The organism is Corallococcus sp. CA041A (genome assembly GCF_003612075.1).
GTDB lineage: Bacteria > Myxococcota > Myxococcia > Myxococcales > Myxococcaceae > Corallococcus > Corallococcus exiguus.
This window is the reverse complement of record NZ_RAWF01000283.1, coordinates 1-12,505: the sequence shown is the minus strand read 5'-3', so window position 1 is coordinate 12,505 and position 12,505 is coordinate 1. Positions and strand designations below refer to the sequence as shown.

Here is a 12,505-nt window from a genome sequence, read left to right as displayed (position 1 = left end):
GCCCACCCCGGCCCCCTCCGCTCCGGCGAAGCCCACGCGCACCGCGGACCCCCAGTACCTCATCCTGACCGGCGGCTCGCCCTTCCTGCGCGCCATCGGCTCCGTGCGCCGCCCGGACGGTGAAACCCTGCCGGGCTTCGCCAACCTGGCCGTGACCAAGATGTCCGCGGCCCCGCTGCCCACCGAGCCGGGCTCGTACGAGTTCCGCTTCCAGGCCAGCAACGGCACCGGCGACTTCAAGCTCGCGCAGCGCAGCGAGACCGGCGCCCCACGCAACGTGCGCGATTTCGAGATGGCGTCCTCGGGCGGCTTCCAGCTCTACCGCTTCACCATCCCCTGAAGCCCCTCACGGCGGCAGGAACCGCGACATCAACGCGAGCCCCGGCGCCTCCAGGGGCACGCGCCCCCGCAGCGCGGAGAACAGCGACCAGCCGTGGTCCGCGAGGATGACCACGGCCGCGTCCGCCGCGATGCTGAGCCCCATGAAGCCCACGTAGCCCCCCATCACCGACGAGCGCCACACCACGTCCTTCCCTCGCACCTGGGACACGTGCCATCCCAGGCCGCGCTGGAAGGACCCGGCCTTCACCCGGGGCGCCTGCATCCGGTACAGGGCCTTCGTGAAGGACGTCTCGCCCCGCCCCAGGTTCGTCTCCAGGAAGCGCATCACGTCCCCCACCGTGGAGTGCATCGCGCCGCCGCCCGGGAGCGCCGGGAAGGTCCACGGCGGCACGGGCTTGCCTTTCGCGGTGTGGCCCTGCAACAGGCGCGGGGCCAGCTCCTCCGTGACGCGCGCAGTGGTGTCCACGAGCCCCATGGGCTTGCAGAGCACGTCCCGCATCAGGTGCCCGTAGTTCAGCGCCATGCGCCGGGAGAGCGCGTGGCCGAGCACGCCCATGCCCAGGAAGGACTCGGACGACGGGTGCGGCGGTGGCTGCCGGGGGTGGTAGTTGCGCAGGAACTCGCCGAACAGGCTCGCGGAGTAGTGCCCGAACGGGTCGTCCGGATTCGCGGGCGCCGCGCCCAGGTTCGGCGGCAGGTGCGGCAACCCGGAGGTGTGCGTCGCCAGCTGCTCCAGCGTGATGCGCTGCGCGACCTCGTCGTTCAAGAGCGACGCGGGAATCATGTTCCCGAGGGGCTCGTCGAGCCGCACGTCCCCCCGCTCCGCCATCACCGACAGGAGCGCCGCAGTGAAGACCTCCGTGAGCGCCCCCAGGGAGAAGAGGGCGTCCGTGGCCGGAGGCGTCCCCTTGCCCCGGAGCCCCTCGACGTGCAGCGCGCCCCGCCACGTCATCGCCGCGCACACGGAGGCAGTCGGGTAGCCGCGCAGGTAGGACCGCAGCTCCGCGTGGAGGAGGTCGGAAGGGTTCGACATGGAGTGGCGCTTTACGGGCCCGCCGCCCGGTGAGGCAAGCCTTCCGGATGCGGTTCTGTCAGGCATCACCGTGCGAGGGCGTCCGCCCCCTGGAAGGCCCCCCTTTCGTCCCGACATGCCGCCCGCGTCCGCGCCCTCCAGCGCCCGCCGTGGCCGTGTCAGGCCCCGCGTGTGCTCGCGTCCACCTGGGCCCTTCCCCTGACGAAAGGCCACCCGGATGCCCGCTTCCCCTGTCGTGAAGGCAGTCCTGTTCGGTCGCAACCCGCACCAGCCGGATCCGTTCGACGTGGAGGCCGACGCGGCCGAAGCGCTGGGCGTGGACACGTATCAGGCGGACCTCTCCGCCCTGCTGTCGGGCGACGCGGCGAGGGCGCTCACGGGCGTGCCGGAGCGCGGCCACCTCCGGCTGCTGTACCGGGGCTGGATGCTCACGGAGGAGGAGTACACAGAGCTCGACGAAGCCGTGCGCGCCCTGGGACACCGGCTGGTGACGACGCCTGCGCAGTACGCCGCCGCGCACTACCTGCCCCACTGGTACCCGCGGCTGGCCGGCTACACCGCGCGCTCGGTCTGGACGGAGGGACCGGACGCGGCGGAGGCGTGGCGGTTGGCGCGGAAGCTGGGGCCTGCGCCGTACATCCTCAAGGACCACGTGAAGTCCGCGAAGGAGCGCTGGGCGGAGGCGTGCTTCGTGCCCGCGGACGCCACGCGCGAGGACTTCGAGCGCATCTGCCAGAACCTGCTCGACGAGCGCGGCGACCGCTTCGAGCGCGGCTTCGTGGTGCGCCGCTACCTGCCGCTCAAGGTCTACGGCCGGACGCCCGCGGGCCCCGCGCACCTGGAGTTCCGGCTGTTCTTCGGCGGCGGCCGGTTGATTGCCGCAGAGCCGTACCACGAGTTCGACGTGGAGGTGCCCGACTTCACCGCCTTCGAGTCGCTGGGCCGCCGCATCCCCTCTCCGTTCTTCGCGCTGGACGTGGCGATGCTGGAGGACGGCGGCTGGGCGGTGGTGGAGGTGAATGACGGCGGCGTCTCCGGACTGCCGCCCGGGTTGGATCCGCGCGACCTCTTCGCCGCGCTGCTCGATCCGCGTTAGCCCCCTCGGTGGGGAGGCAGGCTTCCTCCACGAGGAGCCGGTGCTACCGTGCGCGGCCATGAAGGACTCCGTCCGTGCACACCGGGGGCTGCGCAACCGCATCGCCGCCCTCCTCCTCGTGGGACTCACCGCGTGCGGCGGCTGCCAGAAGACGGACGCCGAGCGCGCCGCGAAGGAACGCGCGGAGATTGATCAACGGCTCCGTGACTCCGTCGCGCTCGTGCCCTACCGCGCGCTCAAGCTCACCGTGCGCGCGGACGGGGACCCCAAGGCCCCGGAGGAGGTGGCCATGCTCTGGAAGGCACTCGCCGAAACGCGCGCGCTGCCGGACAAGCCCATCACCGACGAAGCGACGCGCGCGGCGGCCCGCACGTACCTGGACCTGGGCATCGCCTTCTACAAGGCGCGCAAGACGCTCCAGACGCGCGACGAGGACGAGTTCCCCCTGCTGTGGAACCGGTGGGCCTCCGGCGAGTCCCTGCCCCTGCCGTCCTACGACGCGGGCCAGGAGCACGCCTTCCTCGCCGCGGTCCTGCTGGCGCTCGACGCCGCGGAGAAGTCCGACCGCATCCCCGCCACGGAGCTCGTCTTCTACGAACTGTCGCGCGCCAACCCCACCCCCACCTGGCCCGCGCCCCTGCGCGCCGCGGTGCAGGCGAGCCGGGGCGTCTCCTTCTGCCAGGCGGGCTACCACTACGCCGCCGAGGAGGAGTTGACCTCCTTCCTCACCGAAGCGGAGCGCCTGCCACCTGAAGCCTTCCCCGCCATCCAGCAGGGCACGCCCGCGCAGTCGCGGGAGGCGGTGCTCGCGGCCGGGCACTTCCTGCGCGCCTGGAACCGCATGGGCCTGAAGCGCGAACGCGCCGCCGAGGACGACATCGAGCAAGGGCTGCGCTCGCTCCAGACGCTGGGCGTGGAGAACGAGCTGACGTGGTGGGGCTGGGCCTTCATCCACACCCGGCGCGGACGCTACGAAGAGGCTGCGGCGTCCCTGGACAAGCTCGCGGCCAGCCCCTACCTGGAGGAGACAGAACGGCGCGAGGTGCACGACAACGCGGAGGCCCTGCGCAAGCACGGGGACAGCCTGCCGCTGTTCCAGCAGACCCGCGCGACGGTGCTCCTGGGCCGGACGCTGCTGGCGCGCGCAGGAGGCCTGGAGCACGTGCTCACCGTGCTGCTGGGCCCGGAGCGGGCGAAGCAGCTCTACGCCCCGCTCGTCTGGATGGACCGGGTGCGCCAGCGCACGGCGGCGCTCTCCGCCGAGCAGGTGGCCCAGGGCGCGGGCGAGACGCTCGACCGCGCGCGTGAAGCGGGCAACCGCGGCTGGAAGGCCCTCCAGGAGCGCCTGGACAAGACCACCGCCCAGGACACCCCTCCGTGATGCCAGGGTGAATCGCAGGACTCTTCCGGTATATTTCGTTTTCCAACTTAAACCCGGAGGAGTCTGATGAAGCGTCTCCTGTTCGTTGCGATGGCGGTGCTGGGCCTGCAGACGGTGGCGTGTGGCGGACCGATGGAGGCGGAGGAAGCGCTCCAGCCCCAGGAAGGCTCCGAGGTCACGGCCATGGCCGTCTGCACGGCGTCGTGTCCTGGCGGGACGTCGGTGTCCTGCTCGGGCAACCACTGCGAGGCCGTGGAGGGCCAGGCGGTGATGTGCGACGGCCAGTGGAAGAACTGTCCCTCGCCTACGACCGTGTCCTTCTTCTGCGAGTCGACGAACTCGGCCGTGAGCTGCACGGGCTTCAACGCCTACACGCTGCAACCCCTGAACTCCAAGGTGTGCGGCGGCGTTTCGTGCAATGGCGTGGACACGTACTGCCCGGCCTTCACCGACGCGCGCGAGTGCTTCTGAGTCGTCACGGAGCCGCCGCTTCGCCCAGCGCCTTCACGGGGTAGTGCCCCGGGGAGGCGCGGAAGCGGCGCTCCAACCCGCCGGGCTCGAGCACGCCGCGTTCGAACAGGCCCAGCAGGAAGGCCTCGTACGTCCCCGCGCGTGAAGGGCCCGCGCGCTTCAGCTCCTCGTAGAGGACGAAGGCCAGGACGTGCAGGCCGTCATCGTGGCCGCGGAAGAACTCCGCCCCTGTGAGCGGACGGCCCTCCCTGTCGCGCAGCAGGCCCTCCCGCTCGCTGACGTAGACGTCGATGGCCTCCGCGCAGTCCTCCTCCGTCAGGCCGCGCGCCGTGGTGTAGCCGAACGCGGGGTCATGCTCGCGCACCAGCCGCTGGAAGTAGGGGTCCGCCTCCAGCGCGGACAACTTCGCGTCCAGTTCTCCCTCGCGCGTGAACGGCGGATGCAGCAGCTCATGCACCGCCGTCTTCACGGTGACGTCCGCGGGATAGGTCGCGTCCGTGAGGAAGTTCCACCCCGTCACCCGGATGCCGTGCGGCTTCGCGAACTTCAGGACGTGCGCGCTCAACGCCGCCACCTGGAGCTCCCTGCCCAGCACCGCTTCGTCCCAGCCCACCACGTCGTGCGGCGCCACCTTCGCCGCCAGCCCCGCGATGGCCTGTTCCACCTGAGGCAGGTACTCCGCCCGCCAGATGCGGGGGAACTCCACGCGCTCCAGGAACGCCAGCAGGACGCCCAGGTCCCCGCGCACGTCCTCCATCTCCGCGAAGCCGTCCTCCTTCCCATACGACGTGGCCAGGAAGTCCGCGCGCATCCGGCTCCACGCGGCATCGTCCGCCACCGTCGCCGCCAGGTCCTCCACCGTGGTGGCCTCCGTCACGGAGAAGACCAGCGTCAGGAACGGCCCCACCATCTTGCCGCCCTGCTTCGCCATTCGCTCGGTGAGGTGCGCGAGCGAGGCCTGCTCCCGCGCCCCCAGCAGCGAGGAGAAGCGCTGGAACTCCGCCGGATGGAAGCGCGTGTAGAACGCGTCGCCTCGCAGCAGGTTCAACAGGCACAGCGCGTCGTACGACTCCGACGGACGCAGCACCCACTGCGTGCGTCCGGAGTCCACGCGGCGCACGGCCAACTCCGGAGCCGCCGGGACGGGCCGGGAACCCGCGCAGGCGGTCCACATCAGCGCTGAACACAGGAGCGCCACGGCGCGGCGGAAGGAATGCGATGGCAGGGTCATGGCCAGGAGATAGGACCGCCCGCCCCCTGCCGTCTTGGACGAAACCTACCGCGTGGAACCGGATGCACGTCCCGCCAACCGCCGGTACTCCGCCGGGGTGAGGTGCAGACGCCGGCGGAACTCGCGCGTCAGGTGGCTCTGGTCGCAGTAGCCCGCGTCGAGCGCGATGTCGCCCAGGGGCCGCTCCGTCTCGCGCAGCGCCCTGCCCGCGCGCTCCAGCCGCGACCGGCGCAGGTACTCCGCCGGGCTGCACCGCCAGGCCTGGCGGAAGGCCCGCCCCAACCGCTGCGGGCTCACCCCCGCCTCCCGAGCCAACGCCGCGAGCGTGGGCGGCGGCCCGCGCACCGCGTCCAGCAACTCCCGGACGCGCCCCAGCCACGCCGGAGGGCCCGAAGTCCGCACCGGCGCCGACGCGCGCACCGCCTCCGCCAGCATCTCCAGCGTCAGCCCTTCGATGGCCAACGCCGCCACGTCATCCGCGCGCCGGAACTCCTGGTACACGCGCGCCCCCAGCGTGGCCAGCCGCACCGACGTCAGGTCCACCCGCGGATCCAACCGCGCGACGAGCGCGCTCCGCGACCGCCAGGACGCCTCCGAGAAGTCGATGTTGAAGGTGCGCGTGCGCACGTCCCGGATGCGCTGCGCGTGCTCCAGCCCGGGCGCCTGGAAGGCGACCGAGCTGGCCGTGCACTCCCGCGCGCGGCCCTCCACCACGTCCGTGAAGCCCCCCTCCAGCGTGAGCCGGAAGCCGGCGTTCCGGTGTCCATGGGAAGGCAACCGGACGCCCGGTGCATACGTGCTCTCCGTGAGCACGAGCCCCTCCACCTCCACTCGCTGAAGGGGCGTGCCCAGGTAACGGCCGAAGTCGAGGACGGGTGCGGAGGTCACACCCCCTTTTTGCATCGGCCAGGGGTCCCATTGCATCCCGGGACGCCGATTCACCCCTTCCGAGCGCCAGCCAGCCAGGCGGCGGCAACCCTCGAACGTTGGCCGTGCACGTTCCAAGTCCCCAGCTTTGCTCCAAAGCCATTCTTCCCATCCAAGGAGCCACACCTGATGAAAGCCATCTGCTGGCATGGCCACGGCGACGTCCGTTACGAGTCCGCCCCCGACCCGAAGATTGAAGACCCTCGCGACGCCATCATCCGCGTCACCCGCACCGCCATCTGCGGCTCCGACCTGCACCTGTTGGACGGCTACATGCCGACCATGAAGAGCGGTGACGTCCTGGGCCACGAGTTCATGGGCGAGGTGATGGAGATTGGCTCCGGCGTTACGAAGCTCAAGAAGGGCGACCGGGTCATCGTCCCCTTCAACATCGCGTGCGGCGAGTGCTTCTTCTGCCAGAAGACCCTCTTCTCCCTCTGTGACCGCTCCAACCGCAACGCGGAGATGGCCGCGAAGGTGATGGGCTATTCGCCCTCCGGCCTCTTCGGCTACTCGCACATGCTGGGCGGCTTCTCCGGCGGTCAGGCGGAGTACGTGCGCGTGCCTTACGCGGACGTCGGTCCCCTCAAGATTCCGGACGGCCTCACCGAGGATCAGGTCCTCTTCCTCACCGACATCTTCCCCACCGGCTACATGGCGGCGGAGAACTGCGAGATGGAGAAGGGCGACACCGTGGCCGTGTGGGGCTGCGGTCCCGTGGGCCAGTTCGCCATCCAGAGCGCGTGGATGTTCGGCGCGGGCCGGGTCATCGCCATCGACCACGTGCCGGAGCGCCTGGCGCTCGCGAAGTCCTGGGGCAAGGCGGAGACCATCGACTTCACGAAGCAGGACGTCTACGAGACCCTCAAGGAGATGATCCGCGGCCGCGGCCCGGATCGCTGCATCGACTCCGTGGGCGCCGAGGCCCACGGCACCGGCAGCCTGGACGCCGTCATCGACAAGGCGAAGGCGGCGGTGAAGCTGGCCACGGACCGGCCGCACGCGCTGCGCCAGGCCATCCACTGCTGCCGCAAGGGCGGCAGCCTCTCCGTGCCCGGCGTCTACGTGGGCTTCCTGGACAAGGTCCCCATGGGCGCCTTCGTCAACAAGGGCCTGACCATGAAGTCGGGCCAGACGCACACGCACCGCTACACCCGGCCGCTGCTGGAGAAGATCCAATCCGGCGCCATCGACCCCACGCGCCTCATCACCCACCGCGCCCGGCTGGCTGACGCACCCGCCCTCTACAAGAAGTTCCGCGACAAGGAGGACGGCTGCATCAAGGTCGTGATGACGCCGTAGCCCGTCAGGCCTGCCCCGTCAGCCGGTAGTACGCGTGCGGGCGGCGCCAGCGGATGAAGGCGCGCGCCAGCGCGTTCATGCCCCAATGGATGGGCACCGGATCCACGACGAAGCCCAGCTCGTCCTTGAACTGTTCGAGCTGGGCCGCTTCACGGGCATGCAGTCCGCCCACCAGCGTCCGGGCCCCGAGCCTGCGGCAGAGCTGCGCGAACTCGTAGATGAGGCCGGTGGAGATGTTCGTCGGCAGCGCCCATGTCGCGTAGTAGGCGCTGAAGCCATACGCGACACCGTCCACGATGTAGCCGTCCAGGTAGCCGCCCAGCTTGTCGTCCACCATCCCCGCCAGCACGCACCAGTGGTCGGACGCGAAGTACTGCCGCAGGCCCTTGAGGTACTCGTCCAGCGTGGGGATCTTCTTGTGCTGCGTGCGCGTCAGCGCGTCCCGCACCACGGGATGGCCCTGCTCCAAGAGCAGCGACGGCCCCGTGAGCTGGACGATGCGCACCGTGCGTTGGCACTTGCGCAGCTTGCTGCGCCGGTTCGAGTTCAGCCGGCTCATGTCATAGGTGTCCAGGTCCTTCAGCCGCACCACGGGCACCTTGCCGGTGGCGACGTTCGCCGTCTCCGGCGTCAGCGCCGCGCGGTAGCCCCAGGCCAGCGGCGTGGGCGGCGTGGCCTCGTCCGGCGTCAGCCGCGCCAGCAGGTGCACCGGCTGGAAGAAGCCGGGCGCCCCCGACTGCTCCCAGTAATGCCCCCGGTGGGAGATGACGCGAACGCCCTCTTCTCGCCGGCGCTCGGCGAGCTCCCGCTCCGTGAGACACGTGAAGCGGGCCTCCGCGACATCGCGGAGCTGGGGAAGTGACAGGACCATGGGAACCCCTCAGGCACACAAGAACGTCAGGAACGGGGCGCGCGGTAGGCGGGGAAGAAGTCCTCGCCCGCGTGCCCCTGGGACAGCTGTGCGTATGCCTCCGGGTCGCAGATGAGGTCGTGCGTGTAGAATTGGGACATCGCGTTGGCGAAGCCGCGCTTGAACCGCTCGATGCCGTCACCCGGCCGGACGCCGCCACCCAGGTGGACGGAGGCATCCAGCTTCTCCGCCAGCTCCACCATCACCGGGAACTCGTTCTTCGCCGGTGAGTGCACCAGGTACGCGTCCGCCGTGCCGCCAATGAAGTTGTGCAGGAGCCCGTCGCTCAGCACCACCAGCGCGGAGGAGGCCACCGCCCCGTCCGGCGCGCGCGTCGTCACCAGCCACGCGAAGGGGCAGGTGAAGACCTCCTCGAACCAGTCCTCGCTGAAGTAGTACCGCTCCCCGGCCTGGTTGCGGTCCATGGTCTGCCGGTAGATGGACTTGAGCGCCTCGCGCTGCTCCTGCGTGGAGTCCTTCACCGGCACCGCCGCGCTGACGTAGCCGCGCCGGGCGTTGCGCCGGATGTCCGCGCCGTGGTCGCTGCGGAACTTCACCGGCAGCTTCGGGTCGATGAGACACACCTCCGTGCGCAGCCGGCCGCCCGCGAAGCAGTACGGCCCGCCAATGCGGTCGCGCAGGAAGATGCTGACCAGCTCCGTGCCCCGCCAGTCGATTCCGTCCACTGGCACCTCGGAGAGCCCGTTCAACTCCGCCCCGGGAAACCCATACGGAGAAACCGCGTCCCGGTAGTGCGTCCCTTCGATGGGCCGCACGATGAGCGGCACCCGGAGGGCCCGCCCCTCCCCATCCTCCACGATGAGGCTGTGCGTCACCCCTTCCGCGCGCAGGTGCTGCTCGGAGCGGAAGTAGTCAGACGAAACAGCGCGTTGGCCTCCGTCAGGGACGAGGACGGCTCTCCACGGTGCCACTGGATTCATGGGTTCCCCCCCGGGCGGAAACGAGCGGGCCCGACAACGCCCGAGACAGCCTGAGGGTATGTGAATGGATCCGGGGTCCGTCACCGCCCCCCGGGGTGCAGCGCGGATGTCCTGATTCCAGCGCTTCGCGCCACTCCAGCCCCCCAGGGCAGGGCATGTGTCACCTCGCCAGCGAGGCGTAGCGTCTTCCAGACATTTGGCATTGTTCGGGCTTACGCTCGCACGCTTCCTTCGGAAGATTGCCCGCCCATGAAACACGTCCTGTTATTGGCCGCGGTGTCTTGCCTGAGCGCATGCGCCTGGGGCCCGGGAATGCAGATGGACGAGGATGCCTTCCGGGAGCGCTACGCGGGAAAGGCAGATGCCGGCGCGGACGGCGCCTACGAAATCCTCCCCATCGATGCGTCCCTCCTCAGCCACCAGATGGAGGAGCGCCGGCAGGCGCGGCCCGCGCCCCTGGTGGATCCGCTGGCGCGGGTGGCCACGGACTATGACTACCGGGTGACGCCACACGACGTGCTGAGCGTCATCGTGTGGGACCACCCGGAGCTCACCATCCCCGCCGGCGAGTTCCGCCCCGCGGAGGCCGTAGGCAATCCCGTGGCGGCGGACGGGACCATGTTCTACCCCCACGTGGGCAACCTCCCCGTGGCGGGCAAGACGCTGCGGGAGATCCGGGAGCTGCTCACGCAGCGGCTGGCGAACGTCATCGAGAAGCCCCAGCTGGACGTGCGCGTGGTGGGCTTCCGCGGCCAGAAGGTCCAGGTGACGGGCGAGGTCGTGGCCCCCGGCACACTGCCCGTCACCGACGTGCCCCTGCGCGTGCAGGACGCCATCGCCCAGGCGAAGGGCTTCTCCACGGAGGCGGACCTGCGCGCCGTCACCCTCAGCCGGGGCGGCACCACCTTCACGCTCGACCTGCAGGCCCTCTACGAACAGGGGGACGTGAGCCAGAACTGGCTGCTCCAGGACGGCGACATCGTCAACGTGGCGGACCGCAGCCGCAACAAGGTCTTCGTGCTGGGCGAGGTCCGAAAACCGTCCTCGCGCGTGATGGTGAAGGGACGGATGACGCTGGCGGAAGCCATTGGCGACACCGAGGGCTTCGACCCGCTCACCTCCAACCCGGGCCGCGTGTATGTCATCCGCGGCAGCTTCGAGCGGCCCTACATCTTCAAGCTGGACGCGAAGTCGCCGGACGCGCTGCTGCTGGCGACTCAGTTCCAATTACAACCTCGCGACGTCATCTTCGTCTCCGCGCACGACTTGACGCGCTGGAATCGCATCATCCAGCAAATCCAGCCAACAGTTCAGCTGCTCTGGCAGGCAGTGGATATCGGAGACAGAACCATCATCATCGACAACCCATGACGAGCACCCCCGAACGCGTGACGCCGCCCCGCCCAGGCCCCGGCACGCAGGATGATGAGTTGGGATTGGGCAGGTATCTGGCCATCCTGGGGGAGCGCCGCGGCACCATCGCGGCGTCCGTCGCCCTGGCCCTGGCCCTGGGCGGGCTGTACCTGCTCACCACGACGCCGGTGTACCGGGCCAATGCCATCCTGCGCATCGAGCAGAAGAGCAGCAGCCTGGGACAGCTGGACGAGCTGATTCCAGACGTGCCCAGCCAGGCGGCCCCTGAGATGGAGGTCCTGGGCTCCAGGGCCCTCCTGGGGCGCGTGGCGGACGCGCTGCACCTGGGCGTGAGCGTGGAGCCCCGCTACTTCCCGGTGGTGGGCGCGGCCCATGCCCGGGCGCACACGGGCCCGGACCTGGCGGCGGTGCCGTGGTGGGGCGGGGCCTCGTACGCCTGGGGCGGGGAGACGCTCCAGGTGGAGCGGCTGAACGTGCCCGCGGAGTGGGAGGACCTGCCGCTCACGCTCGTGGCGAAGGCGGACGGCGCGTACACGCTGTGGGGCCCGGAGGGCCGCGTCGTGCTCAACGGCACCGTGGGCACCGGCGCCCAGACGGAAGCGCGCGCGCCGCACGAGGTGGAGCTGTTCGTCACCGAGCTGCACGCCCGGCCTGGGACGCGCTTCCAGGTGATGCGCCGCTCGAAGCTCGCGGTGGTGGAGGAGCTGCAGCGCACGCTGCGAATGGGGGAGAAGGGCGCCGGCACGGGCGTGCTCAACCTGACCCTGGACGGGCCCGACCCGGTGCTGGTCACCACCACGCTCCAGTCCATCGCGGACACGTACGTGCGCTCCAACGTGGAGCGCCGCAGCGACGACGCGGGCCGCACGCTGTCGTTCCTGGACAGCCAGCTGCCCGGCCTGCGCCAGGGCCTGGAGCAGGCGGAGGCCGCGCTGCGCGACTACCGCGCCGGCAAGGGCGGCGTGGACCTGGGGCTGGAGGTGCAGGCCGTCCTCAACCGGAGCGCGGACCTGGACAAGGACATCTCCACGCTCGCGATGGAGCGCTCGGAGCTGCGCCAGCGCTTCACCGAGCACCATCCGCTGCTCCTGGCCACGGAGCGCAAGCTGGCGCGCCTGCGCACGGAGCGCACCGCGCTGGACACCCGGCTCAAGGGCATCCCGGACGCGGAGCGGGTGTCCGCCCAGCTCACGCGCGACGTGAAGGTGGCCAACGAGCTGTACCTCCAGCTGAACAACAAGGCCCAGGAGTACCGGGTGCTCAAGTCGAGCACCATCACCAACGCGCGCATCATCGACGTGCCCGTGGTGACGCGCCTGCCCGTGCGCCCAGCGAAGCCGGACGTGTTCGCGGTCAGCATCGTGCTGGGGCTGGCGTTCGGCGTCGCGCTGGCCTTCGCGAGCAAGTCACTGCACCCGGGCGTCACCGACCCCGCGGCCCTGGAGTCCGCGCTCGCGGTGCCCGTCCTCGCCAGCGTCCCCACCGGCCCCCGCCGCG

General features: G+C 70.5%; 12 protein-coding genes. 7 read left to right on the top strand and 5 right to left on the bottom strand.

The window, feature by feature from the left end; genetic code table 11:
• Nucleotides 1–340, top strand: a 340-nt coding sequence (locus D7V77_RS43970; protein ID WP_158624548.1) for a hypothetical protein, incomplete at its 5' end; no start/stop codon positions are given.
• A 6-nt stretch (nucleotides 341–346) separates the two neighbouring features.
• On the opposite strand, the gene D7V77_RS34935 is transcribed toward D7V77_RS43970, so the two are convergent.
• Nucleotides 347–1,375 carry a serine hydrolase gene (locus D7V77_RS34935; RefSeq protein WP_120580600.1) on the bottom strand — a complete coding sequence of 343 codons (1,029 nt, stop codon included), beginning with the start codon at nucleotides 1,373–1,375 and terminating at the stop codon, nucleotides 347–349.
• A 217-nt stretch (nucleotides 1,376–1,592) separates the two neighbouring features.
• Here D7V77_RS34935 and D7V77_RS34930 point away from each other — a divergent pair, with 217 nt between their 5' ends.
• From D7V77_RS34930 to D7V77_RS34920, 3 genes are all read left to right on the top strand, one after another.
• Complete coding sequence (locus tag D7V77_RS34930) at nucleotides 1,593–2,471, top strand: ATP-grasp domain-containing protein (protein ID WP_120580599.1); 879 nt, start codon at nucleotides 1,593–1,595, stop codon at nucleotides 2,469–2,471.
• Nucleotides 2,472–2,529: 58 nt separating this feature from the next.
• A complete protein-coding gene (locus D7V77_RS34925; RefSeq protein WP_172814576.1) occupies nucleotides 2,530–3,852 on the top strand; it encodes a hypothetical protein in 1,323 nt (440 codons plus the stop codon).
• 66 nt (nucleotides 3,853–3,918) lie between these two features.
• Nucleotides 3,919–4,323: a hypothetical protein gene (locus tag D7V77_RS34920; RefSeq protein ID WP_120580598.1), complete on the top strand. Its 405-nt coding sequence runs from the start codon at nucleotides 3,919–3,921 to the stop codon at nucleotides 4,321–4,323.
• 4 nt (nucleotides 4,324–4,327) lie between these two features.
• Here D7V77_RS34920 and D7V77_RS34915 read toward each other — a convergent pair whose 3' ends face one another.
• Nucleotides 4,328–5,554 (bottom strand): hypothetical protein, encoded by a 1,227-nt coding sequence (locus tag D7V77_RS34915; protein WP_120580597.1) that lies wholly within the window; start codon nucleotides 5,552–5,554, stop codon nucleotides 4,328–4,330.
• Between the two features lie 45 nt (nucleotides 5,555–5,599).
• Nucleotides 5,600–6,442 carry a helix-turn-helix transcriptional regulator gene (locus D7V77_RS34910; protein ID WP_233597419.1) on the bottom strand — a complete coding sequence of 281 codons (843 nt, stop codon included), beginning with the start codon at nucleotides 6,440–6,442 and terminating at the stop codon, nucleotides 5,600–5,602.
• Between the two features lie 168 nt (nucleotides 6,443–6,610).
• Here D7V77_RS34910 and D7V77_RS34905 point away from each other — a divergent pair, with 168 nt between their 5' ends.
• Nucleotides 6,611–7,783: a zinc-dependent alcohol dehydrogenase gene (locus D7V77_RS34905; protein ID WP_120580595.1), complete on the top strand. Its 1,173-nt coding sequence runs from the start codon at nucleotides 6,611–6,613 to the stop codon at nucleotides 7,781–7,783.
• 4 nt (nucleotides 7,784–7,787) lie between these two features.
• Here the strand turns inward: D7V77_RS34905 and D7V77_RS34900 are convergent, their stop codons facing one another.
• On the bottom strand, nucleotides 7,788–8,654 hold the full coding sequence (locus D7V77_RS34900; protein ID WP_120580594.1) for a hypothetical protein: 867 nt from the start codon (nucleotides 8,652–8,654) through the stop codon (nucleotides 7,788–7,790).
• Between the two features lie 26 nt (nucleotides 8,655–8,680).
• Nucleotides 8,681–9,634, bottom strand: coding sequence for a GNAT family N-acetyltransferase (locus D7V77_RS34895; RefSeq protein ID WP_120580593.1), 954 nt, complete (start codon nucleotides 9,632–9,634; stop codon nucleotides 8,681–8,683).
• A 249-nt stretch (nucleotides 9,635–9,883) separates the two neighbouring features.
• On the opposite strand from D7V77_RS34895, the gene D7V77_RS34890 reads away from it, so the two are divergent.
• Nucleotides 9,884–11,005 (top strand): polysaccharide export protein, encoded by a 1,122-nt coding sequence (locus tag D7V77_RS34890; protein ID WP_120580592.1) that lies wholly within the window; start codon nucleotides 9,884–9,886, stop codon nucleotides 11,003–11,005.
• The coding region (locus D7V77_RS45835) for a GNVR domain-containing protein (RefSeq protein WP_120580591.1) at nucleotides 11,002–12,505 on the top strand (1,504 nt) is incomplete at its 3' end. The genes D7V77_RS34890 and D7V77_RS45835, both read left to right, overlap by 4 nt.

Excerpts from the sequence above, each read along its gene's own strand:
- D7V77_RS34935 (WP_120580600.1), bottom strand. The coding sequence starts at position 1,375 with ATGTCGAACCCTTCCGACCTCCTCCACGCGGAGCTGCGGTCCTACCTG.
- D7V77_RS34895 (WP_120580593.1), bottom strand. The coding sequence starts at position 9,634 with ATGAATCCAGTGGCACCGTGGAGAGCCGTCCTCGTCCCTGACGGAGGC.
- D7V77_RS34900 (WP_120580594.1), bottom strand. The coding sequence starts at position 8,654 with ATGGTCCTGTCACTTCCCCAGCTCCGCGATGTCGCGGAGGCCCGCTTC.
- D7V77_RS34890 (WP_120580592.1), top strand. The coding sequence starts at position 9,884 with ATGAAACACGTCCTGTTATTGGCCGCGGTGTCTTGCCTGAGCGCATGC.
- D7V77_RS34905 (WP_120580595.1), top strand. The coding sequence starts at position 6,611 with ATGAAAGCCATCTGCTGGCATGGCCACGGCGACGTCCGTTACGAGTCC.
- D7V77_RS34930 (WP_120580599.1), top strand. The coding sequence starts at position 1,593 with ATGCCCGCTTCCCCTGTCGTGAAGGCAGTCCTGTTCGGTCGCAACCCG.
- D7V77_RS34920 (WP_120580598.1), top strand. The coding sequence starts at position 3,919 with ATGAAGCGTCTCCTGTTCGTTGCGATGGCGGTGCTGGGCCTGCAGACG.
- D7V77_RS34925 (WP_172814576.1), top strand. The coding sequence starts at position 2,530 with ATGAAGGACTCCGTCCGTGCACACCGGGGGCTGCGCAACCGCATCGCC.
- D7V77_RS34915 (WP_120580597.1), bottom strand. The coding sequence starts at position 5,554 with ATGACCCTGCCATCGCATTCCTTCCGCCGCGCCGTGGCGCTCCTGTGT.